Genomic DNA, 25,885 nt, shown 5'->3' with positions numbered 1-25,885 from the left:
TTTCCGTCCGGAATTGCGCAAAACGAATACTTAGAGCGGTTCGGCGGTTCTATCAAAAAGCTGAACCGCTCTAGACAAGCTGTCGAAAGCTAACAGCGCTGGAGCAAGATGAACCCGGACGGTATCATCTTGCTCTGGCCTTTCGCGCCGTTAACCACCGGAGAATTATCCGGTGGGGTACGCGATCGCGTAATGGGTGCATGCTTGTATGGCAGGGCAGGCTCTATATGATTGCGTCTTAACCTGTGCCGACTTCGAAAGGATCGACACTTGCAGCATGCCACGCCTGCCGCCCCCGCAGTGCGCGAGACGTTGGAGCGATTGCTAGCCAGCGAAACGTTCGGGAGATCCGAACGAGCGCGTAAGCTGCTTCGCTACCTGGTCGAGCGCGAGCAGGCAGGCGAAGCCGACAAGCTCAAGGGCTTTTCCATCGCGATGGATGTTTTCGGCAAGGACGGCGATTTCGATCCGTCGACCGACGCCGTGGTGCGGGTGCAGGCGGGCAGGCTGCGCGAGCTTCTGCAGCATTACTTCGCCAATGAAGGTGTTGCCGAGCCGATCCGCATCGCCATTCCGCGTGGCGGCTATGTTCCATCCTACGAACTCAACGCGATCCGCCTGCCGGTCGAGCCGGAGCCGGAGGAACACACCGAGGCGGCTGCCACCTTGTCGAGATCGCTCGAGGAACCCGGCATGGCCGCAGGTGCCGCATCGTTGATGTCCCCTGTCGTTCGCGAGCCGGCACCGTCGCTGCTGCGCCATCTCCAGTTCTTCTGGCTGGCGATCGCTCTGGTCATCGCCATGCTGGGCGTGCTGATCCTTCGTCAGGGAAGCGGCGCATTGCTGGCGGGAAGCGAAACCGCGTCGACGATCGAAAATGCGGTGGCAACCGGCAGCATTGCGCCATGGGCTCCGATTGAAAGCCTGCCGCTCGTCTACATTGCGGTGAAAACCAACAGTGCCGAGGCTGCCCGCGTCGCGGCATCGCTGCGCGCCGGGCTCAGCGGCTTCGATACGGTCAACTTCATCGGTCGGGACGCCGACGGCCCGCCCGATCCGGTCACCGATGCAATCAGCTTCGTATTCGATGTCTTGCCGGGACCAACGGCAGGCGATGTCACTCTGGAGCTTCAAAGCGTGGCGACTGGACGGGTCCTGCTGTCACGCAACTTGACTGCCGGCGACAGCACACCCTCCGCCGTCGAGGACAGTGTCGCCGCCATTTTGAGTTCGGCCGTTCCCGCCTCTGGCACGATCTACAACTATATCGAACAGAGCGATCTTCAGACCGGCCTGACGGAATGTCTGCTGCTCAACGACAAGTACTATCTCGACCAGGGCGCGAAAACCCATGAGGCTGCCTATCGCTGTCTCGAAAACCTGATCAATCGGGATGCGAAATCGTCGCTCGTCTATTCGGAGCTGGCGACCCTGCATCTCGAGGCGGCCACAGATCACTACGCCTATCCAGCCGGCGCAACGATCGAACAGGCGATGTCGCATGCCCGTCGCGCCGTGCAGATGGGGCCGACCAGCCCCTATGCGCACCGTGCCTATGGCTATCTCAATTCCCGCCTGGGCAATTCGGAGGAATCGATCCGCTGGATGCACAAGGCCTACGAACTCAACCCTTACGACCTCAGCATGGCAGCAGCTTACGCCTATGGGTTGATTTTCGCCGGCAGGTACAGGGAGGGAACACCGATCCTTGCTCACGCCGCCGAAACCTCCAGCGCGCATCCGACCTGGTGGGACTACGGGCTTTTCGTCGGGCAGTTCATGGCGGGCGATATGAACAAGGCCGCGCTTGCCAGCGATGCGCTGCAAGCGACGCCGACGAAATCGCACTATCTGGCTGCGCGGCTGATCGGCGCGAAGGCGACCGGCCGCAATCAACTGGCGCATGAACTTGTGGACGAGATGACTGTCAAATTCCCGAAATTCGCTGCCGATCCGCGCGCGACCTTTGTCGAGCGGAGATACCCCGCCGATCTGACCGACCGGCTGGTCGAGGCGTTGCGTGCCGCCGGGCTCGGCAATGCCAGCTAGCTTTCTAAATTAGCACAGCTGATCGCGAAAATTTTACTGGCCATCGGCTGGGACAAGGCGCAATCCAGCCACAATCTGGAATTTCGCATCCTGTTGATTTTGCAATAAAACCATAAAATTGCATGATTTCATCCCTTTACGCTGCCGAACGGGGCGCCGGTCCGAAGACGGTTGTCTTCCTGCATGGCTTCGGCGGTTGCCACGACGACTGGCATGAGGTGATTTCGATACTGGCACTTGGTTCACGGACGCTGGCCTATGATCTTCCGGGCCATGGGCTATCCCTCGATTTTCCGGGTGGCGGTCCGGCCAAGGCGGCCGCCCGGGCCGTTCTTGCAGATCTCGCCGCACGCAGAATTAGGAGGGTGCATCTCGTCGGCCACTCGATGGGCGGAGCGGCGGCAGTGCTGATGGCATTGGCCGAGCCCGAAAGGATAGCGTCGCTGACGCTTCTGGCGCCGGGCGGTTTTGGGACTGAGATCAATGGCCCGCTGTTGCGCCGTTACGCCGCCGCTGCCGGCAAGAGCGAACTTCGCGCCTGCCTCGCCGCCATGTCCGGACCGCAAAGCCTGCCCTCGGAGCGCATCGTGGATGTGCTTGGCGAAATGCGTGCGCGTCCCGGCCAGTTGCAGAAACTTGTCGAGATCGCGGCTGTCATGACCAAGGGTGATCGGCAGGGCGTCATCCCGCGCGAACGGCTCGAAACGCTCACCATGCCGGTGATGGTGGTTTGGGGGACAGACGACGCGGTGCTGCCCTTCACACAGGCCGATGGTCTGCCGGCGCATTTCCACCTGCACCACGTGTTGGAGGCCGGCCATATGCTGGTCGAGAAAGCGCCCGGCCTGATCGCCGAGATCGTCCGCCGCAACATGAAACGTCGCGCCAGGCCGCTTCGTCCAAAATCCGCCGCGGCGAATCGATCCCTCCCTGCCAAAGACTGAGGGCACGGCTTCGGGCCGGGTTTTGTCTGGTAAGCCGCTTAAAGGCCTGTCGATCTCGCAAGTGCATTTTGCCGACGGCTGTGTTAATTCGGTGTTAACCAAACCCGCGAGGCAAACGCCGATGAAGGATGCAGGCGAGAACATAACCCAGATCGATCAGTCGCGAAAACTGTCCGACGCCATTCGCGACGTGAAAAACGCCTTCGCCGACCGCGACGACGTCGTGGTCGACATGCGCGAGGCGCATCGCATGCGGCTGGAATTGCTTGCCGCCGAACTCGCGCCCATCTTCGCCGACGTGCCCGCCGACATGGACAATTTCGACTTCGCCGTCTCGTCCGGGCTGCAGCCGCGCCTCTGGATCGACGCCGTCAGCCATGTCGCCATGGGGCGCGACCGCCGCACCTATCGCTTCCTCAGGGATACGCGCATCGGCCGGGTGGTGCTCGCCGAATCAACCGAGATGAAACCGGTTGCCGATCAAGTGACGCGCTACGTCGCGGAGCGCGTCGTCGAACGCCAGAGAATGATGGAAGGCGGGGTCGAGCAGGCTGTCGCCGGCCTGAAGCGTGCCTTGGTCCCGGAAGCCGAGCCGCCACTGCGATCCGTCCCGCGCGGCAAGCGTTGGTCGGCGTTTCTCTCGGGTCTCGGCCTGATCGCCGCAGGCGCCCTGGTCGGGCTGGCTGTATCGATCGTGTTGTTCTGGGACCGCCTTGTTGCGATGGGACTGAGCTTTGGACCATGATCCTGAACCGAAGGTCCGCGTAGCGAAAAGTGGAAACCGGTTTTCGGAAAAGATCATGGTCAAACAAAAAGATAGAGCTCCATCCCAATTCTATCGGATGGAACAGGCTCTAATGCATGTCGCGCAAAAGTGCGCAGCGGTTTTGCGATAACGACATGTATAAAACAACAACCTGAAGCGCGTCGCGCGAGGCCGATCGAACACGACGCGCTTCAGGCCATAGCGTCCGCGCCAAGCTCCAGAATCTCCAGATCGGAAGGCGGGATGGCCGGCCCGGTCAGGCCACGTCGCGTCAGCCTGATCCGCCAATTGTCCTTTTCGCCATCGATCTCCAACAGATTATATTGCGCCGCCGGCCGCCTGCCGCCTGGCGCCTGCCCTGCGGCGGCGACGCCGACCACTGGAATTTTGGCGCCGCGCCCATTGATGGAAAACAGCGTCGGCTCGTGCGAATGGCCGTGCAGCACAAGCTCGGCCCCGTGCCGCTGAACGACCTTGTGGAAGCGGGCAATGCCGAACAGCCGCTTGGGCTGCGAAACGGCGCCACGCACTGGCGGATGGTGGATCATGATCACCCGGAACAGTCCGCGCTTGGCCGTAGCATCGAGCACTTCGCGCAGCCTTTCCGCCTGGTCTTCCAGAAAGAAGCCGTTGGCCATGAACGGAGCCGTGGCCCGCGCCGTCGTCACACCGATCAGCGCGACGTTGCCACGCACGCGCAGATACGGAAAGGCGTCGCGGTCGATCGGCGTATTGACGCCGTCGCCGGTCATCCATGCCGTCCACGACCGGCAGGCCTTGTCGAAGGCGCCAGGCACATAGGCGTCGTGGTTTCCTGGAACGACCGACACATCATCGGGAGAACCCAGTGTCTCCAGCCAGTGCTTGCCCATCTCGATCTCGCCATCGAGCGCCAGATTGACCAGATCGCCGGTGACAGCAAGGTGATCCGGTGCGCTCGCCTTGATATCGGCGACGATCGTGTCGATGACGGCATCGCGCATATGGCGGCGGCGGTTGCGCTGCCAGTTGACGTAACCGACCACGCGCTTGGAGGCGAGATCGCGATAGGTTACACCGGGAAGCGGTCCCAGATGGATATCGGAAATATGCGCGAGCCTGAACATCCTCTCTTCATAAGCGACGCGCGCGCTGCTTTCCACCCACGGTTTCGTGGGTGGTGACGCGGCCCGATCCGGAGCAAGCTTTCCGCCAGGTCGGCTGGCCGGGTCTCAGGGCAAGGCTGTTTCATCTGTATTTCGTGCTGCGGCGGCCGATGACGCTCGGGGTGCGCGGCTTGATCCACGACCGCACGTCCAATTCCGTCTTCCTCATTCGCCACACCTATGTACCGGGCTGGCAGCTTCCCGGCGGTGGCGTCGAGCTGGGCGAGACGATGATCGAGGCGCTGGCGCGCGAGCTCTCGGAGGAGGGCAATATTGCATTGACCGCGCCGCCGTTGCTGAGATCGATGCATTTCAACCGTCGGGCCAGCCGCCGCGACCATGTCGGGCTCTATTTGGTCGAGCAGTTCAATCAGACGGCGCCGAAGCTGCCGGACCGCGAGATCGCCGCAGCCGGTTTCTTTCCGCTCGACCGCCTGCCGGACGGAACGACGCAGGCCACGTTGCGACGGATTGGCGAGATTTTTGGCGGCGCGGCGGCGTCGCCCTACTGGTAGGTCACGCCGCCTTCCTGAACCGATTGCGGTCATGCGGCGCGGCGTAGTCCAGTTCCGGTCCGACCGGCACGATGTGCGTCGGGTTGATCGTTTCGTGGCTGCCGTAATAGTGCGCCTTGATGTGGTGCAGGCTCACCGTGCCAGCGACGCCCGGGACCTGATAGAGATCGCGCAGATAGTTCGACAGGTTCGGATAGTCGGCGATGCGGCGCAGGTTGCACTTGAAATGGCCGACATAGACCGGGTCGAAGCGGACCAGCGTGGTGAACAGCCGCCAATCGGCCTCGGTGATGCGGTCACCGACGAGATAACGCTGGCGAGATAGGCGATCCTCGAGTTTATCGAGCGCCGAGAACAGTTCGCCAAACGCTTTCTCATAGGCCGCTTGCGTCGTGGCGAAGCCGGCGCGGTAGACGCCGTTGTTGACTGAGGGATAGACCAGCGCATTGACTGCGTCGATTTCGCCGCGCAGTGCTTTCGGATAGAAATCGAGGCTGGCGTCGCCCCATTTGTCGAAGGCTGAATTGAGCATCCGGATGATCTCGGAGGACTCATTGGAGACGATTGTTTGTTCTCGCCTGTCCCACAGGACCGGCACCGTCACGCGGCCGGAATAGGCGGGATCGGCCTTGGTGTAGATCTGATGCAGGAAATCGAAACCGTAGAGCGTGTCTCCGGTGGCGCCGTCCTCGGCCAGGAAGGTCCAGCCGTTGGCGCCCATGAAATGATGGACGACCGAGACGGAAATCACGTCCTCGAGTTTCTTCAGTGCTCGAAAGATCAGCGTCCGGTGCGCCCAGGGACAGGCAAGCGAGACATAGAGATGGTAGCGGCCCGGCTCGGCCTTGAAGCCGCGCTTGCGGCCTTCGGCCGGCGTACCGTCAACGGTGACCCAGTCGCGCCATTGCGACTGTGCCCGCACGAACTCGCCGTCGCTGCCCTTGGTGTCGTACCCGCGGTCCTGCCATTTGCCGTCGACAAGCAATCCCATGCGATGTCCTTTCGTCTTCATAGGGATGTAGGCACATACAGACGATGCGGAAATCGCCAGGCGTTGAACAGTTCGTCAATCGCCAGGGCAGCAAACGAAGGGCGCCAGTGGAAACGGCCGATTGCAGTGGCTGAAGATTGGTGCTAGCGGAAAATCCGCATGTTCGACATTGCTTTGATCCGGTTCGACCGACGACGAAAGGGCGCCCGCGCTTGATGAAGCGCTGACTGGCGAACGCTGCCGTTTGCAGCAAACCTTTCCCGTATACCGGAACGCAAAGACCATGAGCCTTGCCGACGTGAAATACCTGCCGGAAACTCCGGCGCATGACCCCGAAATCGAATCCATTAACGACGAAGCCTTCGGGCCGGGCCGTTTCGTGCTGGGCGCCTACAAGATCCGTGAGGGCGGCCCGCATGAACGCGCTTTGTCCTTCGTGGCCGTCGATGGCGATATCGTTGTCGCCTCGGTGCGCATGACGCGCATCGCGGCCGGCGCCGGCCGCGCGCTGATGCTCGGACCGCTTGCCGTACGGCCGGCCTTCAAGAACCTCGGCATCGGCCGCCGGCTGGTGGCGATCGCGCTGGAAGCCGCCGCCAAGGCCGGCATGCCGGCGGTGGTGCTTGTCGGCGACGAGCCCTATTACGGCCCGCTCGGCTTCAAGAGAATCCCGCGTGGGCAAATCTCCATGCCGCGCCCGGTCGATCTCGACCGGCTTTTGTCGCATGAAATCGTGCCGGGCGCGGTCGCAACGCTGGTGGGGGAGGTTTGCCACGCCGATCAGGCAAGGATTACCGCGCACATCGCCGCGATGGCGTGACCCTCCCGATGCTGTTGCGCCTTCCCGTCGGGCTTCGTAGCATGTGCCCGGCAGGATGGAGGACGCCGGCATGAACCCGAACGGCCAGATTGCGATCGTCACCGGCGGCGGCTCCGGCCTCGGCGAAGCGACGGCGCGCGCACTGGCCGCGAAGGGCGCCAGCGTTGCCATCCTCGACCTCGGCATCGAGCGTGCGGCGAAGATTGCGGCCGATATCGGCGGCATCGCCGTCCAATGCGACGTAAGCAGCGCCGACGGCGGTGCTGCTTGCGTGGCGGAAGTGGCAAAAAAGCTCGGCGAACCTCGTATCCTGGTGAATTGCGCCGGCATCGCCATCGGTATGAAGACGATCGGCAAGGACGGTCCGCACCCGCTCGACCAATACCGCAAAGTGATCGAGGTCAATCTGATTGGCACCTTCAATATGATCCGCCTCGTCGCCGACCGCGCCGCAAAGCTTGAGCCGCTGGAGGGCGGCGAGCGCGGCGTCATCGTCAACACGGCATCGGTCGCCGCCTATGACGGTCAAATCGGCCAGGCCGCCTATTCAGCCTCCAAGGGCGGCGTCGTCGGCATGACGCTGCCGGTGGCGCGCGATCTTGCCCGGTCGGGCATTCGCGTCTGCACCATCGCGCCCGGCATCTTCAAGACGCCGATGATATCAGGCATGCCGCAAGAGGTGCAGGATTCGTTGGGCGCCGCGGTGCCCTTCCCGTCCCGTCTCGGCGAGCCTTCCGAATATGCGGCCCTTGTGCTGCACATCGTCGAAAACCAGATGCTCAACGGCGAGACCATCCGCCTCGACGGCGCCATCCGCATGGCGCCGAAGTAGCCGATCATGAGTGCCGAAGTCTCGCCGCAGGCGAAGACCGGCCCGCTCGCCGGCCTGACGGTGATCGAGATGGCCGGGATTGGACCGGTGCCGCTGGCCGGCCTGATGCTGTCGGAGATGGGAGCCGAGGTGCTGCGCATCGAGCGGATTGGGTCGACCCAGCCGTTCCTGTCGCTACCGGATGAATACGACATCGACCGTCACGGCCGCTCCATCCTGCGGCTTGACCTAAGGCGCTGGGAAGGCGCCGAACTGGTGCTGCGCCTTGCCGAAAAGGCCGACATTCTGGTCGAAGGGTTTCGTCCCGATGTCATGGAGCGGTTTGGTCTCGGGCCGGATGCGGCATTGGCGCGTAACCCGGCGCTGATCTACGGCCGCATGACGGGGTTCGGCCAGGACGGACCGCTATCGGGTCGTGCCGGCCACGACATCACCTACCTCGCCTATTCGGGTGTGCTGCACGCCATCGGCCAGGAAGGAAGCCGGCCAGTCCCACCGCTCAACCTCGTCGCCGACTATGGCGGCGGCGCCGTGATGCTGGTTGCCGGCGCACTGGCCGCCCTGTTTGAGCGTTCGCGCTCCGGTAGGGGCCAGGTGATCGATGCCGCGATGATCGAGGGCGCTTCGATGCTGGCGACACCTGTGCACGCCTTGATGGCGGCGGGCCTGTGGAGTGACACGCGCGGCGCGAACCTGCTCGATTCCGGCGCGCCCTTCTACGATACCTATGAGACGGCGGACGCACGCCACGTCGCCGTCGGCTGCCTTGAACCCCGGTTCTTCGCTGAATTCGCAAGACTGCTGCCGCTCGACAAGCGTTTTGTGCACGGCCAATACGACAGGAATTTGTGGCCGCAGATGCGCGCTGCCATTGTCAATCGGGTCGGGCAGAAGACACGGGACGACTGGGACCGTCTCTTTGCTGCGACCGATGCTTGCGTTGCACCGGTTCTGTCGTTGCGGGAAGCCAGGGATCATCCGCACAATCGCGCTCGCAACGCCTTTGTGACGTCGGGTGCGCTTGAACGCCCCGCCCCGGCCCCGCGCTTTTCGCGCTCCCGGCCGACGCTTGCCGCCATGCCGGCCGATCACCATTGTCAGGCGGCGACCGTGCTGGCACGCTTCGGCCTTTCGGAAAGCGAAACTGAGGCCCTTGTCAAATCCGGTGTGATAGGTTGATTACCGGAGAATAAAAATCAGCTTAAGACGGTGTGGATTTTGGCCGACCGAAAAAAGGACGTGATCCGCGAGACCGACGCCGAAGCGATCAGGCTGGCAAAGACGCTGATCCGCAGCGCCCGTTTCGGCGCGCTGGCGGTGATCGAGCCCGGGACCGGTTCGCCGCTGGCCAGCAGGGTTGGTGTCGCCACCGATATCGACGGCGCGCCGATGATCCTTGTATCGATGCTGTCCGCCCATACCGGCGCGATCCTTGCCGACCCGCGCTGTTCGCTGCTTGTCGGCGAGCCCGGCAGGGGCGACCCGCTGGCGCACCCGCGGTTGACGCTCGTCTGTCGGGCAGCACGGCTTGAGCGCGGGTCCGGCGAGCATGCCCGCGCCGAACGGCGCTATCTCAACCGCAACCCCAAAGCGAAGCTCTATGTCGGACTTGGCGACTTCTCGATCTTCCGCCTCGAGCCGGAGCGGGCCAGTCTCAACGCCGGCTTCGGCAAGGCCTACTTGCTCGAGCGCACCGATCTGGTCACGACCGCTCCGATCGTCGAAGACCTTGCCGCTGGTGAACAATCCGCCCTCGACCATATGAATGCCGACCATAGCGACGCAATTGCCGTCTACGCGCGCCATTTCGCCAAGGCCGCAGGCGACGGCTGGGTCATCACCGGCTTCGACGCCGACGGCATGGACCTGGCATTGGGCGACGATGTCTGCCGGGTCTTCTTCCCCGAGCCACTGAGGGCGGCGCGTGAGCTCAGGCATGTTCTGGTCGACATGGCAAAGACCGGCCGAGTTGCAGACGAAACACAGTCCGACAGTTAATCGTGTCGGATCGAAAGCAAGTCTTGAGGTTTGAGTGAAATGTTCTACCCTTTCTCGGTAGCGTTGAATCGCCAGCGCACATTCGCGAGTGAGTCTATGGAATCAGACGCTATTGCCCCCATAGCGCCGGATGAGCAGGAAGGTGTGGGGGATCGATGGTCTCGAAAAAGCTAATCGCCAATGCCGAATCAGCGGCTGCGTTTCTGACGCTGATGGGCAACGAGAAACGACTGTTGATCATGAACTATTTGGCCGACGGTGAAATGTCGGTCGGTGCTATCGCCGAGAAGGTTCTGCTCAGCCAATCCGCCCTGTCCCAGCATCTGGCCAAACTGCGGGCGCTCGATCTCGTCGAGACCCGGCGCGACCGGCAGATGATCTACTATTCCTGCAAATCCGATGCCGTGCGCGAACTTCTCAACACGCTGGACGGGATTTTCGGCGAAGGTGAGTTGTCGCAGATGGCGTACCGCCTGCGTCGCTCCGGGACTTGATCGGCCAATGCATGTCGCCCAAAGCCTGCCCTTGGGCTTGACCCAGGGCTTGACCCGAGGGTGCGAAGCGGTTTTGGGATAACGACATACATAACAACAAGAACCGGCCCAAGCACCCCCTACCTCGCTGACGGTTCTTAGAGCGACTTGCGTCCACTTGGACGCAGGAAGTACTTTGGATCCACGCATCGAGCTGTCCGAAAACCCACTGCGATTTTCGGGGCGATGCGTGTCCGCCGAGGCAAGCATGCGCCCCATTCGTATCGAAGACCCGCAAGACCCGCGCGTCGCCGCCTATCTCGACATCCGCGAGCGCGATCTTGCCGGCCGGCAGGGCCGCTTCGTCGCCGAAGGCAAGGTGGTGCTCGAAATGCTGCTCGCGGCCAAACGCTTTTCGGCCGAATCGGTGCTGGTACTCGAAAACCGGCTGGCAGGCCTCGACGGAACCCTGCGCAAGGCACCCGCGGACCTTCCGGTCTACGTCGCGGCCAGCGAGGTCATGGACAGGATTGCCGGCTTTCACATGCATCGCGGCATATTGGCGATCGGCCGCAAGGGCGCGGCGCAGCCTGCAGAGGCCTTGCTTGACACCTTGCCCGCCCGCGCGTTGATCGTCGTGCTGGTCGGCATCGCTAACCATGACAATATGGGCTCGATCTTTCGCAACGCCGCCGCCTTCGGCGCCGATGCGGTGTTTCTGGACGCGACCTGCTGCGATCCGCTGTACCGCAAGGCGATCCGCGTCTCGGTCGGCGCCGCGCTGAAAGTTCCCTTCGCCTCCTTCACTGAGACCATCGGCTTCACCGCGGCGCTCGACCGGCTGGGCTTCGGCCAGTTCGCTTTGTCGCCACGCGGCCAAACCGGCATCCGCGATGCGAAAGGGACTGAACGGCTGGCGCTCTATCTCGGCACCGAAGGCGAAGGCCTGCCCGAAAGTCTGCTCGCCCGCCTGCGGACGGTGCGGATCGATATGGCAGAAGGTTTCGACAGCCTGAATGTCGCCGCCGCGTCAGCCATCGCCCTACATCATTTTTCGGCAAGCAGGACCTGAGCCGCAGAAGACAGCATCACTGCCTGGGCTCAATGCGCCGATTCGGCCTCTGCAGCGCCCGCACGCGATCGGCAAGGCTGCGTTCGCCGCTTCCCGGTGGGTTGGGTGCCGCAAGAGCCTTTGCGATCGGCGACTCCGGCCCGTCGAGCTTCGCCGTCAGGGCGACGACTTGCGCCGCCAGGTCGCTCATCTGCTCACGCAATGCAGCGCTGGCGCGGCGCGCATCGTCGCCGCCTTCGGATTTGGATGCCTCGAAGGCGGCAAGATCCGTTTTCAGTTTCTTGTTCTCGCGGGCCAGTTCCGTCAGCCTCGCCTCCAACCGCTCGCGGTCGTTGTCGAGCTTGGCGATGGCTTTTTGGGTGTCGTCCTTGACGGCCGCATCGGCCTGACTGCCTTGCACTCCGACGAAACGCACCGCGGAGGCGTTTTCCACGCGTTCGCTTTTCGACTTTTCGCGAAGCCGCGCGATTTCCTTGTCGCGGCGGTCAAGCTTGTCCTCGCGATCGGCAAGCGTGGCGAGCAGGCGCTCGACCTTCTTGTCCAGTTCGCCGGTCCTTTTCTTCTCGGCCTTCAACGCGTCTCGTGCGGCCTTGCTCTCGGCCGCGATCTCCTGTTGGCGCCTGTCCGCCTCCTTGCGCTGGCCACGCAGCACCGAAATGTCGTCGGCCAGCTTTTGCAGTTCGGACTCGCGCGCCACAAGTTCGATCTGACGGCTGCTCGAAGAAAAGCTGGCGTCGTCATACATGTGCTCCAGTTTTTTCAGCTCGAGCACACGCTTTTCCAGGGCATGCTCGGTTTGAGCAAGTCGATCTGACAAAAGCTGCAACTGGTCTTCGCGCTGCCGAAGGTCTTCGCCCTTGGCCTCGAGTTCGGAAACGGCCTGTTTCTTGTCCTTCCGCTCGAGCGCCAGCTCCTTCAGTGCCTCGCGGCCGCGGCTGATCTCGACAAGCTGTTCGGCCGATTTCTCGCGCAGCGACTTGACGCTCATCTCGAGCCGGCGCGTCGACATGGCGAACTCGGCGCGGATGCGATCCTTCTCCGCCTGGATCTCGGCCAGCGTCAGCGGCATCGAGCCCTCGACGCGTTTGCGCGTCAGCATCACGGCCCGCCGCCAGATGGCCGGGGCAATCATCAGCGCCACAAAGCCGGCGCAGAGAAAGCCGAGGACAAAGAACAGGACCGACTGAACCAAGGTGACTATCCGTTATGGACGGCAAACAACCGTAAGCGACTGTGCCACGTTCGCATGACGGAATTCCAGCGCTGCGGCAAGGGTCTGCCGCAGCAATGTTCAGATCGTCGACCTTGGAGCCAGTCGAGACGGCGAGGCAACCGCTTGCTCAGAATGGATTCCAGGTGGCGCGCTGGGTAAGCTTCAGATAACCGAGATTGACGCCAAGCCGGGCGCCGACGCCGGTGCGGATCGGCACCAGCAGCACATTGTTGTTCTTCATCACGTTGAAGCCGACGCCAGCCACGAGATAGGCCGAGCCGGCAACGCCGCCGAAACGATTGTAGAGGCTGTTCACGTCGTCGAGATTATAGACCAGCATCATCACCCGCGAGCCCTCGCCGCCAAAATCCCAGCCGAGCGACGGGCCCTGCCAGAACACTTTGTGATCGCCGGCGTTCTTGGTGTAGAGCGTGCCTTCGCCATAGGTCAGGCCACCGATCAGCGCGCCCGAGCCCTCCTCGCCAAGCAAATAGCCATTGGGCAGGCCGTAGGAGGCGAAAATCTTCTCGACGACGGTGGCGAGCCCGCCCGACGTCGCGCCGAAGAATTTATGACCGGAATCGACGATCTCCTGAGCGGTGTATTCCTGGGCCCGCGAAGGCGAGGTCGAAAAGACGATGACAAGGCCCATGAGAGCGATCGCCATTGAGAGGACACGGAAGAAACTCCGGTCAGAGATGACACGGAAAATCCGGTCAGAGGTGACACGGAAAAAACTCCGGTCGTAGTATCGGGAAAACATGCTTCCAATCTCCGTCAGGGAGCACTTTCGCCGACGCCTCACATCCGTGCGGCTCTTTGGCGGCCGCTAAGGATGACTGTTATGGGCAAACTATGCCGTAATCCTTTTTCAACCATTAAGCTTTCACATGAAGATGGCGGTTAGAAGGCTGGTTTCGAGCTGATTTCGCGTCGCCCCGCAGTATCCGCACCCTGCGTGAACACACCATTTTCGATAACGACAATTCCGGATTTGTTGCTGCACGCTCAGGCGCTGTGTATTCAAGGCCTTGGAGAGAGCGTGATTCGTGTTGGCAGGCGTGATCATTTATCGCGCGGCCATTCCAGTGAAATTTTGCAGGGACTTTCGCCGATGGCCGAGCTTTTCACCCTTTCCGCACCCGATCTCGCAGCGCTTTTGTGCAGCCGGGTCTGCCACGACATCATTTCGCCGGTCGGCGCCATAAACAACGGGCTTGAGCTGCTCGACGAAGGCGGCGCCGACGAAGATGCCATGAAATTGATTCGGCAGAGCGCCAGAAACGCTTCGGCCCGCCTGCAATTCGCCCGCATCGCCTTCGGCGCAGCCGGTTCTGCCGGCATGATGATCGACACGGGGGACGCCGAGGCCGTTGCGATCGCCTTTTTGAGGAACGAGAAGCCGGAACTGGTCTGGAACGGAACCCGTGCGCTGCTGCCCAAGAACAAGGTAAAGTTGCTGCTCAATCTCATTCTCGTCGCCAACGCCGCCATTCCGCGTGGCGGTAAGCTTACCGTTACGCTTGAAAACCTCGACACAGAACCCCGCTTTGCGCTCGCCGCGAGCGGTCCGATGCTGCGCGTGCCGCCCAAATTCCTGGAGCTCCATTCCGGCAACAGGCCTGAAGAACCGATCGACGCGCATTCGGTGCAGCCCTACTACACGTTGCTTCTGGCGCGCGAGGCGAACATGACGATATCGATCCGCGCAACCGCAGAAGAAATCGTACTATCGGCTGCTTGAAGTTACTAAGAAATGATTGAAAAGAACAGATAAGAGGTTTTAGACAATATTTACTACCCCCTCACGGTCGAATGAAGCGAGCCTTCCAGGCTAGTTCGGCCGAAGCATTGGTCAAGAAGTTTCCGTAAAAGCTGTTCTTGCAAAAATTTTACCTATCGGCTTTTCAGCTTCTTTACCGGATTGATCCTACCGTGCCTTTCAGTACCGCGACGCTGCCGGATTGCCGCATGGCAAAGAGGGACCGGAAATGAAACGCTGCATGTTCATCGACGATTCGAGCGTCATCAGGAAGGTCGCAAAGCGCATCCTGGGTGGTTCCGACATGCTGGTCATCGAAGCTGCCAGCGGGTTTGACGCGGTCGAGATGTGCACTGCCGACATGCCGGATATCATCGTCGTCGACGGCGCCTTGCCGGACATGCAGGCGGAGGACGTCATCCGCCGCATACGCGCCATGGAAAGTCCGATACAGCCCCAGATCCTGATTTCGCTGGTTGAGGTCGACGTCGCTTCGATCATGCGGGCAAAGCGCGCCGGCGCTCAAGGCTATCTGCTGAAGCCGTTCAATCGGCCGCAACTTCTCGAATGCTTCCGCACCTTGAGAATTGCAGCCTGATTCGCCGATCCCTGGCGCATCGCCCCCGGAAATTGGCGCTCCATGTCTGCGATACAAACGCAAAAGTCCGGCCGAAGCCGGATTTTGTCGGAAAATCGATCGGATCGGCGTCGTCAGCTCAGGCGCTGACGCGGATATCTTCCGGCTCGCGCAGCACATAGCCGCGACCCCAAACCGTCTCGATGTAATTCTGGCCGCCGGAAGCGTGGTCGAGCTTCTTGCGCAGCTTGCAGATGAAGACGTCGATAATCTTCAGTTCCGGTTCGTCCATGCCGCCGTAAAGGTGGTTGAGGAACATTTCCTTGGTGAGCGTAGTGCCCTTGCGCAGCGAGAGCAGCTCCAGCATCTGGTATTCCTTGCCGGTCAGATGCACGCGCTGGCCACCGACCTCAACGGTCTTGGCATCGAGATTGACCACCAGGTCGCCGGTGGTGATGACCGACTGGGCATGGCCCTTGGAGCGCCGCACGATAGCGTGGATGCGGGCGACCAGTTCGTCCTTGTGGAACGGCTTGGTCATATAGTCGTCTGCGCCGAAGCCGAGGCCGCGTACCTTGTCCTCGATGCCGGCCATGCCGGAGAGGATAAGGATCGGCGTCTTCACTTTGGAAAGGCGAAGTGTTCTCAAGACCTCGTATCCCGACATGTCGGGGAGATTGAGGTCGAGAAGGATGATATCGTAGTCGTAGAGCTTGCCTAGATCGACACCTTCTTCGCCAAGATCGGTCGTATAGACGTTGAAACTTTCCGATTTCAGCATCAGCTCGATGCTTTGTGCGGTTGCACTGTCATCTTCTATCAGCAGAACACGCATTTCATTCCCCTTTTCTGCTGCCGGACCATTTCACGACCCGTCCAGGACCGGAGCAGTGATTGCCTGAGCAGAGGCTGCCATCGAATGGTTAACAAAACCTAATTCCGTGCCGCTGACGGTATCAGATTTTTTAACCCCTTTCTACACCTTGTTGAATCTAATAGTGAATCACAGAACCAAACCGCTAATGCAAAACATTAATAAGCCAGACTAAGTGACTCTTTGGACTCGCTGGCCGTGCTTCCGCATCGAGAGCCGGAATTTTTACCCGGCCTTAAGTCCTGAGCCCTATGATTAACAATGCCCGTAAACGAATGGTTACCGCCGGCAAAAAACTTTAGGAATTTGTTTCCCATAGTTCCTGTAAAGTCGGTGGAAACGGGTGAAGCCTGCGGTTTGCCAGGTGGATTGGACGATATGTGCAGGTGTGCGTTTCCAGGAGTACCGAATCATGAAGTCACGTGAAAACCTCGTTCGGCTGAAGCAGTTCCAGGTGAATGAGAAGCGGCGGCAATTGCTGCAACTCGACATGATGATCGCTGAATTCGAGCGCATGGCTGTCGAACTGGAGCTCCAGATCACTGCCGAAGAAAAGAAAGCCGGCATCACCGACATCAACCATTTTGCCTATCCGACCTTCGCCAAGGCAGCGCGCCTGCGCCGCGACAATCTCAGAAACTCGCAAAGCGACCTCGCCCAGCAGCGAAGCGTTGCCGAATCACTGCTCGGCGAAGCCGAAGCGGAGCTTTCCAAAGCGGAAATGCTCGAATCGCGCGACACCAAGATCCGCGACGCCGAGACCGGCGGCCGCAGCGCCATGATCGGCTGAAAACAAGGCTTTAAGCCGGTCAACACCCAGCGATCAGGGCGTTGCTCATCTGGAACGTCGCCGCTCATTGGTCGAGCAGCCGCCAGTTTCAGGCCTGCGCTACCAAATCCCCTTCATGTTCCGCGACGCCCGCATCCGGGCATCCCTGATGTCGGGCGCAGGCGGTTACGGCCAGGACCTTATCTGATTGAGCAGCCCACCGGTTCTGGCCGAGTTCGGCGCGTCGAGCGGATGTCAGTCGGGCCCGACCGCGCCGGCTTGTGGAACGTGGCAAGGTCGACGCGAAAAAGCTTGTCGTCCCTGTGGCAAAGACCCGCTCGAAGAAGCAGGCGCCGCTCATGCCTTTCTCGGCCGATCGGCAGGTGGTGCTGACCGTCTGAAGCAGAGAGAACCGTTGCGGCAAAGCAAAAAGGGCGCGGATTGTCGCGCCTTTTGACTTCCTTGAACCAGCCTTAATGCCGATATTGCTGGATACGCGTCGTGCGCAGGCCGGCAAGGCCATATTCGTCGATCGACGCCTGCCAGGACAGGAATTCCTCGGTGGTCAGCTTGTAGCGCTGGCATGCCTCTTCGAGGCTCAAAAGCCCACCCCGTACAGCCGCCACCACTTCCGCCTTGCGCCGGATAACCCAGCGACGTGTGTTCGTCGGCGGCAGATCGGCAATCGTAAGGGGGCTGCCGTCAGGCCCGATAACATATTTGACGCGTGGTCTAACAAGATCGGTCATCGTACTCTCTACTAAAAACTCAAAGACCCAATCCCCACCACATTACCGCCACAGCTTTAAAAATTGCCTAAGCGAACCCTAATAGCTAGGTAAGGATCATGAACGCCGCGTTAGTCTTTTCGTCGGCATTTGAGATATCTGCCCGCGAGCGCCGAATCCGTTCAAAAAAAACGGCCGGATCGCGAAGCTGGCGCGCCCGGAAAGCTTGACCTATATTCCGGCCATTGGCATTCAAGCGCCCTCATCCAGGGCGCCGTGCAGAACGAAAGAACCATGAACAGCCTCGACCTTCCCGGACGTCCCGAAAACACCCGCGTCGTTGTCGCCATGTCGGGCGGCGTCGACTCGTCGGTCGTTGCCGGTCTTTTGAAGCGCGAAGGCTATGATGTCGTCGGCGTCACGCTGCAGCTCTACGACCATGGCGCGGCAACGCACCGGGCCGGCTCATGCTGCGCCGGCCAGGACATCGACGATGCCCGCCGCGTCTCCGAGACGCTCGGCATTCCGCACTATGTGCTCAATTACGAGGAGCGCTTCCGCAAGGCGGTGATCGACCCCTTCGCCGAGAGCTATGTGGCCGGCGAAACGCCGATCCCTTGCGTTTCCTGCAACCAGACGGTGAAATTCGCCGACCTTCTGGCGACCGCCAAGGAGCTCGGCGCCGACGCGCTGGCCACCGGCCATTACATCCGCTCCGGCGCCAACGGCGCCCATCGCGCACTGTACCGGCCGGTCGACGCGGAGCGCGACCAGAGCTATTTCCTGTTCGCCACCACGCAGGCGCAGATCGATTATCTGCGCTTTCCGCTTGGCGGCCTGTCGAAGCCGCAGGTTCGCGCCATCGCCGAGGAAATGGGGCTGACGGTCGCTGCCAAGCAGGACAGCCAGGACATCTGCTTCGTGCCACAGGGCAAATATTCCGACATCATCGCCAAGCTGAAGCCGACTGCTGCCAATCCGGGCGACATCGTCCATATCGACGGCCGCGTACTCGGCCGCCATGAAGGCATTTTGCGCTACACGATCGGTCAGCGCCGCGGCATCGGCGTCGCCTCGGGCGAGCCGCTCTACGTCGTCCATCTCGACGCCGATCGAGCCCGCGTCGTCGTTGGCCCGCGCGAGGCGCTGGAGACGCACAAGATCTATTTGCGCGACATGAACTGGCTGGGCGACGCTGCGCTGTCCGACATCCCGGCGGCCGGGCTGGAGCTTTTCGCGAAGGTCCGCTCGACACGCCCGCCGCGCCCGGCCGTGCTGCATCACAACGCCGGCATCACTTCGGTGGAACTGGTCGACGGCGAGTCCGGCATCGCGCCCGGCCAGGCCTGCGTGCTCTATTCCGACGACGGCAACCAGGCCCGCGTGTTCGGCGGCGGCTTTATCGAGCGTTCCGAGCGTGGCGCCGAGGCCGAGGCGATGCTGACGCGGCTGGCAGCCCGCCCGGCGCAGATTCCCGCGGAATGATCCCGATCCTATCGGGATGATCAGGCTCTAACACAGCGGCACTTTCTCTCAGGAAGACGATCCAGTGTGGGTAACCGTGCCAGCGGTCAGGATACGCAGCACCCTGATGGCTTCCTCGCCACTGGTGCGCGGTTCTGCCCGCGTCTCGATGCACTGGATGAAATGCTCGAGCTCTCGCGTCAGCGGCATGCCCTCGCCCACCGCCACATAGGACGGCTCGTTGGTGGTGAAGGCCCATTGGCCGCTGTCTTGCCACACCGCGTGGCGGTAGACGGCGAGCTTGCGCTCCCACGGCTCGACATCGTCGAACACCGCCATCGCCTTGGTGCCGACCACGGTCAGCCGCCGCTCGCGGTAAGGGTTGAGCCGCGACGCGAAGAGATGGCTGCGCAGACCGTTGGGAAAGCGCATGTGCAGATGCGCGAAATCGCTAAGATTGTCGAGGAGCGCTGCCCCCTCGCCGCGCACCTCGATCGGTTCCGTGCCGGTGATGGCGAGGATCATCGACAGATCGTGCGGCGCAAGGTCCCACAGCGCATCGTTCTCGGTGTGGAACTTGCCGAGCCCGAGCCGGTGCGAATGGATATAGCGGACCTCGCCGAGCTCGCCATTGTCGATCAGCGCTTTCAACGTCTCGAAGGCTGGATGAAAGCGCAGTACATGGCCGACCATGAAGACGCGGCCATTGTCGGCCGCCGCCTTCACCGAGCGCTCGGCATCCGCCACCGTCAGCGCGATCGGCTTCTCCACCAGCACGTCCTTGCCGCCCTGGACGGCGCGCACCGCCATGTCGGCATGGAACTGCGGCGGCAGCGCCATGACGATGGCATCGACGTCGCTGCGGACAAACAGCGCCTCCGGCTCGATCGCCAGGCAATCCTGCTCACTGGCGAAGCCTTCGGCGCGGGCAGGGTTGACGTCCGAGACCGCGTGCAGCGCGCCGAGCGCCTTGAGGGTGCGGATGTGGTTGCTGCCCCAGTATCCGCAACCGAGGACTGCAATGCGCGGTTTCATCAATCCCAACTCTAGAATTTCGTGGCCGAGACATAGCGGCGCGCCCCGCCGAACTCAACCCCGGCATTTCTGTGCCCGATTATCTGCCCGGCAAAGCTTTCCGGCCATTAGAGCGATGTGCGTCCGCCTGGACACACAAAGTACGCGTCTCAAGTCCGTGAAGCTTCGCATCGTTCCGGAAGATCGATTCCGATTTTCGGAAAGCACGATCCGATGGAATGTGCCGGCATGCCGGCTGCATCGATGCTTGACAGGCTTGGCGTCCCAACCTTATATCCGCCCGACCTTGGCGAACGCTTCGACATGCCTTCTGATTTAAGGCGGATTTCGGACCTTTCGCCGCCCTGGCGGGGTAGCTCAGTTGGTTAGAGCACGGGAATCATAATCCTGGGGTCGGGGGTTCAAGTCCCTCTCCCGCTACCAAAACTCCTTAAACCATTGAAATAGCAAAAAAATCTATGCACAATGGTAGCGCTTCCAATTGAAATTGATCAATAATTTCAACGTGGCGCCCTCGTTTTCCACGCGCCAGGTGATTTCAGAGTCGAGGAAGAGCAGCACGCGTTTTACTCCTCCCTGAAAGCGCGCTCGATCCGATCAGCAAGGGCTTCACGATACAAGACAACATCGTGCGCCTGCCGGTCGAAAAGGGACACCTCGACCTTGCATTCCAGGCGCCGGCGTCAATCCTTCGGGTCTGGCGAGACCCGTGCGCAGCAGACTGCCAGCTAGTTGACGCACTTTCCAGGGGAACAGGACATTCACATTCAAATTGGTTTTTGGATACCTATCGGAATCTGAATGAGTTTCCAAGCTCTGGACTGTGTCCTCCCAGGCCCACGACCGGACCGGATCCCAGCCAGCTTAGCTGGCGCTCGTTTGGGAGGATTGCTTGGCTTTCCGCACGGCTTCTCACCGCGTGAAGCGAGCGCCATGCCGGCACCGCGGCGGATGGTTGCGCTGGAAGACACACTCGCAGGACGGGGGCGCCGCATTGTTCTGAGGTGAACTTTGCCGAAGCCCACGCCACACCGGCAGCTTCTTCATGTGTGTGGCGTTCACGATGAACCCGCCGATCGAAGATTCGCCGGCCGCTGGTGATCAGGCGGCGCCTTCCAGATAGCGCCTTTCGAAGACGCCTTCGGCAGCATCGCACTTCGACTTGTCGAGCAGGTTCGCCCTGACCATCAGGTCGATCGTCGTCTTGAGCGCCTTGTCTGGCACGGCCAGGCCCTGCGGCCACATGCCCATGCCACGCATATATTCCAGGCCCCGTCGCGCCAGGGATTCGCTTTCGGGTGTGGTAATGCGCTGGAAGATCGGCAGGGTGATGCCATGGTTGGCCGCTTCATTCGTGACCGAATGCGCCTCGATCAGCGCCTTGAGGAAGCGGATCACGAGATCGCGGTTCGCTGCGAGCCAGGATGCCTTGCCGATGACAGCGGTGAAGACGATCTCGGGGATTGCGGCGCTGACTTCCCCGAGCAGATTGTAGCCCTTGTCCTGCGCGAGGAAATTCCAAGGTGCGGGCTGCGGAGCGCAGTCGATTTCGCCTGCCTGCAGCGCCTCCCACCGCTTGGTGTGAATGCCGGCCAGGGCAAACTCATAGTCGCCGGGGTAGTGCAGCCCTGCCGCGGCCAGCATGATCTGCGTGTAGATCGCGGTGCCCTCCGTCAGCGAGGACGTGCCGACTTTCTTGCCCCTCAGCTCGGCAAGCGAGCCGATGCCCGGACGCGCCACGATCGACATCGGCAGGCGCACGGCGTTGGCTGCCACGATACGCAGCTCTCCTCCCCTGACGAAGTCGGCAACGGCGCCTTCCGGCGGCGTAATCGCCAGATCCGCTTCGCCGTCGAGAACGGCCGCGGTCGCCTTTTCGACGCTGCCCATGCGCTTGTAGTCGATCTGGATGCCGTGCTTTTCGAAAAGGCCCTGTTCATCGGCGACGAAGACAGGAAGCCAGTTGAACCCCTGCGCGCCGCCCGCGAGCCGAAGATCGGCGAGGCCGGCAGATTCCTGGTCAGTCATGGCGATATCCTCCGTTGAAACTTCCGGCGCCGGCCTCTGTCTGGCGAGATGCGGTTCGGTTCTACGGCCGTGATGCCGTGGGACATTGACAGACGCATAATAATTTGAGATACCATCTAGTATCTAAAAAACATACGGTATGTCAATATGCCGAACGACGGACTGGGCTGATGCAACATCGAGCCGAAGGAGGAAACATGCGCCCCACCAAGAATGTCGCCGATATCAGCAGCCGACAGGTCGACGCGCTGCGGAACAGCTGACATGAGCGGCCTGGCGCGATCACCACAGGAAGCGATGTTCCTCGGCATGGTTACGGCTGGTTTGCTCGCGCTTGTGGCAGCTGGGCTGCTGCGCTGGTTTCGCGCCGGGAAGCTCTGGACGGACCTCCTGGTGCCCGCTTCCTTCCTCGTCGCTTACTGGCTGGCCTACAACAAGGTGCCGTCTTTCCCGCCAGTAGGTGCGGTCAATAAGGTCTTTTTAGTCTCCGTGATTGGAACGGCGCTCGGTGTCCTGGCCGAGGCCGCAGGCCGTGGCATGCCGGGTCGCGCACTTGTCCTTGCCCAGCCGATCGCGTCCGCCGCCTATATAGGAGCGGCTCGGCTGCCCGATGCGCTCCCGGAAGTGGCGGTGGCCGCGTTATGGGGCCTGCTGGTAATGCATGGCCTTTCCGGTGGAACAGACCGGGCCGCGGACGAATCCGGCACAAGGCGCGTCGTCTCGCTCGGCATCGCATGCGTCGGTTTCGCGCCGATCGCGCTATTGGGGGCATCGTCCTCGAGCTTTCAGCTCAGCCTGCTTTTCGCAGCCGCCCTAGCGGCCATTGTCGCCACCAATATCTCAAATCCGGATTTCGGATTCCGCTCCGCATCCCTCTTGGGAGGAGCAGGTGGCATGATAGCGGTCGCGCAGACCGTCACGCTGATCACGCGCAAGACCGACATGCCAGCGCTGGCCGTGCTGTCATTGATCTTTGTCGCGCCGTTTATCGTCGATCCGGTTTTGCGCCGGATCCACGTCACGAACAAAGCCGTCCGCCTCGCCGCATTTGTCGGGATTTGCCTGCTGCCAGTCGGCGCATCCCTGGCGATTGTGATCGCGCGGTATGGCTCGAGCTTCCCGGTATGACCCGGAAGAGAACTGTCGGAAACCAGTTTAGGGAGGAAGTTACACCTATGTCGAAACTACTGCGGACCACCTTGCTTGCCGCCACGATCGCCTGGTTGCCGCTAGCCGCCGAAACAGCCGCGGCCGGGACTTTCGAAATCGATCCCGTGCATTCGGGCATCGCTTTCTTCATCGACCATCTCGGTTTCTCGCAAGTGATCGGAACGGCGAAGGAGTTCTCGGGCACGTTCGCGTTCGACGCCGCCCACCCGGCTGACAGCAGCCTCGACGTTGCGGTGAAAGTTGCCGGCATCTCGACCAACAACAGCCAGCGCGATAGCGACATCCAGGGCGCCGACTGGTTCAATGCAACCGAGTTCCCGCAGATCACCTTTGTCGGGCGGGAATTCAAGGCGGTCGATGCCAAATCCGGAACGATCACGGGCGATCTCACGATCGCAGGGGTGACAAAGCCGGCCACGCTGGACGTCACCTTCAACAAGGAAGGCGAGAACCCGTGGGACAAGAGCCACGTCGTCGGCTTCAGTGCGCGAACTTCGATCAAACGCAGCGACTTCGGCATGAAGGCCGCGCTCGGAATGATCGGCGACGACGTGAGCCTCGTGATTCAGGTTGAAGGGCGTGCCCGTTCATAACTCACGGTGACCATCCGGCAGGCTGTCGCCTGCCGGATGGCTCGATGGAAGCGGATCCCATCGGCAGCGTTCGTTCAGGCAGATTCGGCCACCATCACCCACGGATTGCGCCAAGTGAAACTTGCCGCGGCCTACTCTGCGGCCACGGGATCCGGACGCCTGAAGGCATCGGCCGTCCCACCTTGCGCGAAAAGGTGGCTTGCATGAGCAATGACGTTCTCGGTCGTCTCGCGGATATGCCGGTCGACCAGATCCTGCGCCGTGGCCGTGTCGCGGGCGATGACCCTATCCATGATCATCTTGTGCTCGACGTCCTTTGCGCGCCATTGCGGGCGAAACTGCGAGGACATCCTGCGGTAGCGGTGGGCGCGCTCAAAGAGCTTCTGCCGGATCTCGAGCAGATTCGGCGAACCGCATGCCGCGACCAGCGACAGGTGGAACGCACTGTGCAACGTGGCCCATTCGTCGGAGAGATAGTAGCTCGCACCAAGCCGGCTTTGCAGGCGATCCATTCGATGGAAGGCGGCCATGATGTCCGCCTCCCAGCGATCGTCGCCACGATCGATTGCCAGCTTGATGCACTGCCGTTCAACGAGCACACGGACATCCGTCAGATCGTTGAGATCAAACAGCGAGACTGGCGCGACCAGGAACCCGCGCTGCCCCTCCGCCACAACCAGGCCTTCGGCCACCAGCCGCGACAGGGCCTCGCGCAGAGTGGAGAAGCTGACTTCATACAACTCCCTCAGCGTCTCGAAGCGCAGCTTGGTTCCCGGTTTCAAGGCACAGCTGATGATGTCGCTCCGCATGCGCGCCAACACATCCCCGGCGCGTGTCTCTCCGGCGGGCTTGAGGGTGTTACCCATGCATACGACTCCGTATTGAATTATCGCGGAGATTACTGCGGATTTTCGAAATAATCAAACCTGTCGCGTCGAAGTGGCGCGATACCGGCCAGGGCGGGCGTGTTGGGTCTCAGCCGTTAAGCAACAACCTCTGGGCATGCCAGCGCAGATGGTCGTCCATGAAGCTCGAAATGAAGAAATAGGAATGGTCGTATCCATCCTGCATGCGCAGTGTCAGCGGAATGCCGGCCTTGGCGCAGGCCCCCTCCAGGAGCCAGGGCCTTAGCCCGTCATTCAGGAACCCGTCCGATGTCCCCTGGTCGACGAGAAATTCCTGAAAGCGGTGCCCATCCTCAATGAGCGATGTGGTGTCGTAGATCCGCCACGCGGCTTCATCCATGCCGAGGTATTTTTCGAGGGCCGGCCTCGACCAGCCGGCTGTGCCTGGCTGCACGATCGGCGCGAAGGCCGAGCAACTCCTGAACCGCTCCGGGTTCTTCAAGGCAATCGTCAATGCACCATGCCCGCCCATCGAATGGCCGGTTATGGCTTGGCGCGACATGTCTGCCGGAAAATTCGCAGCGATCAACGCCGGCAATTCCTCGACGATGTAGGAATACATCCGGTAGTTCTCCGCATAAGGCTCCTGCGTCGCATCGAGATAAAAGCCGGCGCCGCAGCCAAACTGCCAATTGTCCTTCTCATCTGGGATGTCGGCGCCGCGCGGACTGGTGTCCGGACAGACGACGATCAGCCCCAGTTCGGCGGCCATGCGCCTGTATTCGCCCTTGTCCATGACATTTTGATGGGTGCAGGTCAGTCCCGACAAATACCACACCACCGGGCAAGGCGTTTCCCGGGCCTGTGGAGGCACGAAAACGGCAAACGACATGTCGCAGGAGCAACTTGTCGACAGGTGCGAATAGACGCCCTGCACGCCGCCATGGGATTTTGCCTGGGAGATCGTCTTCATGGGTTCCGGCATGTAGTCTCCACCAATTTTAGGCGCCAATGATAGCCATCTATGGCATCCGCCGCGGCCGCGGCAACCCTGGTGGATCAGGTTGCCCGATATTGGGCGGCACCAGCAGATGATTGGCGTGGGGGCGCGCGGAATGGCGGGCCCCCCCCCCGGGGGGGCCGCGGGGGGGCGCAAAGACGATTGTTTTTTTTTTAGGTTTTTGGGGGGGGGGGAGAACCCACCACAAACCCCGAGCAAAAA

26 protein-coding genes and 1 tRNA gene are annotated in these 25,885 nt (G+C 61.5%); 17 read left to right on the top strand and 10 right to left on the bottom strand.

What is annotated here, in order from left to right; translation table 11 throughout:
- Positions 1 to 270 precede the first annotated feature (270 nt).
- The 3 genes from AC0L3I_RS13950 to AC0L3I_RS13940 all read left to right on the top strand — a co-directional run bounded on the left by AC0L3I_RS13950 (position 271) and on the right by AC0L3I_RS13940 (position 3,738).
- Positions 271 to 2,049, top strand: coding sequence for a tetratricopeptide repeat protein (locus AC0L3I_RS13950; RefSeq protein WP_473527244.1), 1,779 nt, complete (start codon positions 271 to 273; stop codon positions 2,047 to 2,049).
- A 122-nt stretch (positions 2,050 to 2,171) separates the two neighbouring features.
- Complete coding sequence (locus AC0L3I_RS13945; RefSeq protein ID WP_473527243.1) at positions 2,172 to 2,993, top strand: alpha/beta fold hydrolase; 822 nt, start codon at positions 2,172 to 2,174, stop codon at positions 2,991 to 2,993.
- Positions 2,994 to 3,114: 121 nt separating this feature from the next.
- Positions 3,115 to 3,738 (top strand): hypothetical protein, encoded by a 624-nt coding sequence (locus tag AC0L3I_RS13940; RefSeq protein ID WP_258122543.1) that lies wholly within the window; start codon positions 3,115 to 3,117, stop codon positions 3,736 to 3,738.
- A gap of 212 nt (positions 3,739 to 3,950) precedes the next feature.
- On the opposite strand, the gene AC0L3I_RS13935 is transcribed toward AC0L3I_RS13940, so the two are convergent.
- Positions 3,951 to 4,865, bottom strand: a complete 915-nt coding sequence (locus AC0L3I_RS13935; protein ID WP_123149405.1) for a metallophosphoesterase family protein — start codon at positions 4,863 to 4,865, stop codon at positions 3,951 to 3,953.
- A 53-nt stretch (positions 4,866 to 4,918) separates the two neighbouring features.
- On the opposite strand from AC0L3I_RS13935, the gene AC0L3I_RS13930 reads away from it, so the two are divergent.
- Positions 4,919 to 5,419: an NUDIX domain-containing protein gene (locus AC0L3I_RS13930; RefSeq protein ID WP_473527242.1), complete on the top strand. Its 501-nt coding sequence runs from the start codon at positions 4,919 to 4,921 to the stop codon at positions 5,417 to 5,419.
- Position 5,420: 1 nt separating this feature from the next.
- Here AC0L3I_RS13930 and AC0L3I_RS13925 read toward each other — a convergent pair whose 3' ends face one another.
- On the bottom strand, positions 5,421 to 6,410 hold the full coding sequence (locus AC0L3I_RS13925) for a glutathione S-transferase family protein (RefSeq protein WP_473527241.1): 990 nt from the start codon (positions 6,408 to 6,410) through the stop codon (positions 5,421 to 5,423).
- Between the two features lie 283 nt (positions 6,411 to 6,693).
- Here AC0L3I_RS13925 and AC0L3I_RS13920 point away from each other — a divergent pair, with 283 nt between their 5' ends.
- From AC0L3I_RS13920 to AC0L3I_RS13895, 6 genes are all read left to right on the top strand, one after another.
- Entirely contained in the window at positions 6,694 to 7,230 is a 537-nt protein-coding gene (locus tag AC0L3I_RS13920) for a GNAT family N-acetyltransferase (RefSeq protein WP_473527240.1), read from the top strand.
- A gap of 70 nt (positions 7,231 to 7,300) precedes the next feature.
- Complete coding sequence (locus AC0L3I_RS13915; RefSeq protein ID WP_473527239.1) at positions 7,301 to 8,062, top strand: 3-hydroxyacyl-CoA dehydrogenase; 762 nt, start codon at positions 7,301 to 7,303, stop codon at positions 8,060 to 8,062.
- Between the two features lie 6 nt (positions 8,063 to 8,068).
- Positions 8,069 to 9,241: a CaiB/BaiF CoA transferase family protein gene (locus tag AC0L3I_RS13910; RefSeq protein WP_473527238.1), complete on the top strand. Its 1,173-nt coding sequence runs from the start codon at positions 8,069 to 8,071 to the stop codon at positions 9,239 to 9,241.
- 39 nt (positions 9,242 to 9,280) lie between these two features.
- Complete coding sequence (locus tag AC0L3I_RS13905; protein ID WP_473527237.1) at positions 9,281 to 10,060, top strand: HugZ family pyridoxamine 5'-phosphate oxidase; 780 nt, start codon at positions 9,281 to 9,283, stop codon at positions 10,058 to 10,060.
- A 155-nt stretch (positions 10,061 to 10,215) separates the two neighbouring features.
- Positions 10,216 to 10,554, top strand: coding sequence for an ArsR/SmtB family transcription factor (locus AC0L3I_RS13900; protein WP_123149342.1), 339 nt, complete (start codon positions 10,216 to 10,218; stop codon positions 10,552 to 10,554).
- Positions 10,555 to 10,801: 247 nt separating this feature from the next.
- On the top strand, positions 10,802 to 11,605 hold the full coding sequence (locus AC0L3I_RS13895) for a TrmH family RNA methyltransferase (protein WP_473527236.1): 804 nt from the start codon (positions 10,802 to 10,804) through the stop codon (positions 11,603 to 11,605).
- Positions 11,606 to 11,621: 16 nt separating this feature from the next.
- On the opposite strand, the gene AC0L3I_RS13890 is transcribed toward AC0L3I_RS13895, so the two are convergent.
- Positions 11,622 to 12,797, bottom strand: a complete 1,176-nt coding sequence (locus AC0L3I_RS13890; RefSeq protein ID WP_473527235.1) for a coiled-coil domain-containing protein — start codon at positions 12,795 to 12,797, stop codon at positions 11,622 to 11,624.
- A 148-nt stretch (positions 12,798 to 12,945) separates the two neighbouring features.
- Positions 12,946 to 13,485 carry a DUF1134 domain-containing protein gene (locus AC0L3I_RS13885; RefSeq protein WP_245319184.1) on the bottom strand — a complete coding sequence of 180 codons (540 nt, stop codon included), beginning with the start codon at positions 13,483 to 13,485 and terminating at the stop codon, positions 12,946 to 12,948.
- 447 nt (positions 13,486 to 13,932) lie between these two features.
- On the opposite strand from AC0L3I_RS13885, the gene chpT reads away from it, so the two are divergent.
- Together chpT and AC0L3I_RS13875 are read left to right on the top strand one after the other, a co-directional pair.
- Positions 13,933 to 14,562 carry a histidine phosphotransferase ChpT gene (gene chpT / locus AC0L3I_RS13880; RefSeq protein ID WP_473527234.1) on the top strand — a complete coding sequence of 210 codons (630 nt, stop codon included), beginning with the start codon at positions 13,933 to 13,935 and terminating at the stop codon, positions 14,560 to 14,562.
- Positions 14,563 to 14,809: 247 nt separating this feature from the next.
- Complete coding sequence (locus AC0L3I_RS13875; protein ID WP_473486851.1) at positions 14,810 to 15,178, top strand: response regulator; 369 nt, start codon at positions 14,810 to 14,812, stop codon at positions 15,176 to 15,178.
- Between the two features lie 118 nt (positions 15,179 to 15,296).
- Here AC0L3I_RS13875 and ctrA read toward each other — a convergent pair whose 3' ends face one another.
- Complete coding sequence (gene ctrA, locus AC0L3I_RS13870) at positions 15,297 to 15,992, bottom strand: response regulator transcription factor CtrA (RefSeq protein ID WP_123149336.1); 696 nt, start codon at positions 15,990 to 15,992, stop codon at positions 15,297 to 15,299.
- Between the two features lie 451 nt (positions 15,993 to 16,443).
- Here ctrA and AC0L3I_RS13865 point away from each other — a divergent pair, with 451 nt between their 5' ends.
- Positions 16,444 to 16,821: a flagellar export protein FliJ gene (locus tag AC0L3I_RS13865; RefSeq protein WP_029349790.1), complete on the top strand. Its 378-nt coding sequence runs from the start codon at positions 16,444 to 16,446 to the stop codon at positions 16,819 to 16,821.
- Between the two features lie 452 nt (positions 16,822 to 17,273).
- Here the strand turns inward: AC0L3I_RS13865 and sciP are convergent, their stop codons facing one another.
- Positions 17,274 to 17,549, bottom strand: a complete 276-nt coding sequence (gene sciP, locus AC0L3I_RS13860) for a CtrA inhibitor SciP (protein WP_006203587.1) — start codon at positions 17,547 to 17,549, stop codon at positions 17,274 to 17,276.
- A gap of 273 nt (positions 17,550 to 17,822) precedes the next feature.
- On the opposite strand from sciP, the gene mnmA reads away from it, so the two are divergent.
- Positions 17,823 to 19,013: a tRNA 2-thiouridine(34) synthase MnmA gene (gene mnmA / locus AC0L3I_RS13855; protein ID WP_473486852.1), complete on the top strand. Its 1,191-nt coding sequence runs from the start codon at positions 17,823 to 17,825 to the stop codon at positions 19,011 to 19,013.
- Positions 19,014 to 19,061: 48 nt separating this feature from the next.
- On the opposite strand, the gene AC0L3I_RS13850 is transcribed toward mnmA, so the two are convergent.
- Entirely contained in the window at positions 19,062 to 20,027 is a 966-nt protein-coding gene (locus AC0L3I_RS13850; protein WP_095491711.1) for a Gfo/Idh/MocA family protein, read from the bottom strand.
- Between the two features lie 346 nt (positions 20,028 to 20,373).
- Between AC0L3I_RS13850 and AC0L3I_RS13845 the strand changes: the two genes are divergently transcribed.
- Positions 20,374 to 20,450 (top strand) — tRNA-Met (locus tag AC0L3I_RS13845).
- 678 nt (positions 20,451 to 21,128) lie between these two features.
- Here the strand turns inward: AC0L3I_RS13845 and AC0L3I_RS13840 are convergent.
- Positions 21,129 to 22,055 carry an ABC transporter substrate-binding protein gene (locus AC0L3I_RS13840; RefSeq protein ID WP_473527233.1) on the bottom strand — a complete coding sequence of 309 codons (927 nt, stop codon included), beginning with the start codon at positions 22,053 to 22,055 and terminating at the stop codon, positions 21,129 to 21,131.
- A 264-nt stretch (positions 22,056 to 22,319) separates the two neighbouring features.
- Between AC0L3I_RS13840 and AC0L3I_RS13835 the strand changes: the two genes are divergently transcribed.
- Together AC0L3I_RS13835 and AC0L3I_RS13830 are read left to right on the top strand one after the other, a co-directional pair.
- Positions 22,320 to 23,183 (top strand): hypothetical protein, encoded by an 864-nt coding sequence (locus AC0L3I_RS13835; RefSeq protein ID WP_473527232.1) that lies wholly within the window; start codon positions 22,320 to 22,322, stop codon positions 23,181 to 23,183.
- Between the two features lie 47 nt (positions 23,184 to 23,230).
- On the top strand, positions 23,231 to 23,818 hold the full coding sequence (locus tag AC0L3I_RS13830; RefSeq protein ID WP_077380229.1) for a YceI family protein: 588 nt from the start codon (positions 23,231 to 23,233) through the stop codon (positions 23,816 to 23,818).
- Between the two features lie 131 nt (positions 23,819 to 23,949).
- On the opposite strand, the gene AC0L3I_RS13825 is transcribed toward AC0L3I_RS13830, so the two are convergent.
- Together AC0L3I_RS13825 and fghA are read right to left on the bottom strand one after the other, a co-directional pair.
- Positions 23,950 to 24,684 (bottom strand): FCD domain-containing protein, encoded by a 735-nt coding sequence (locus tag AC0L3I_RS13825; protein WP_419694515.1) that lies wholly within the window; start codon positions 24,682 to 24,684, stop codon positions 23,950 to 23,952.
- A 109-nt stretch (positions 24,685 to 24,793) separates the two neighbouring features.
- Entirely contained in the window at positions 24,794 to 25,648 is an 855-nt protein-coding gene (fghA, locus tag AC0L3I_RS13820) for an S-formylglutathione hydrolase (RefSeq protein ID WP_473527231.1), read from the bottom strand.
- Between the last annotated feature and the right edge of the window lie 237 nt (positions 25,649 to 25,885).

The organism is Mesorhizobium sp. WSM4840 (assembly GCF_055811755.1).
Note: the sequence above shows the minus strand (reverse complement) of the source record. Positions and strands in the feature narration are given on the sequence as shown.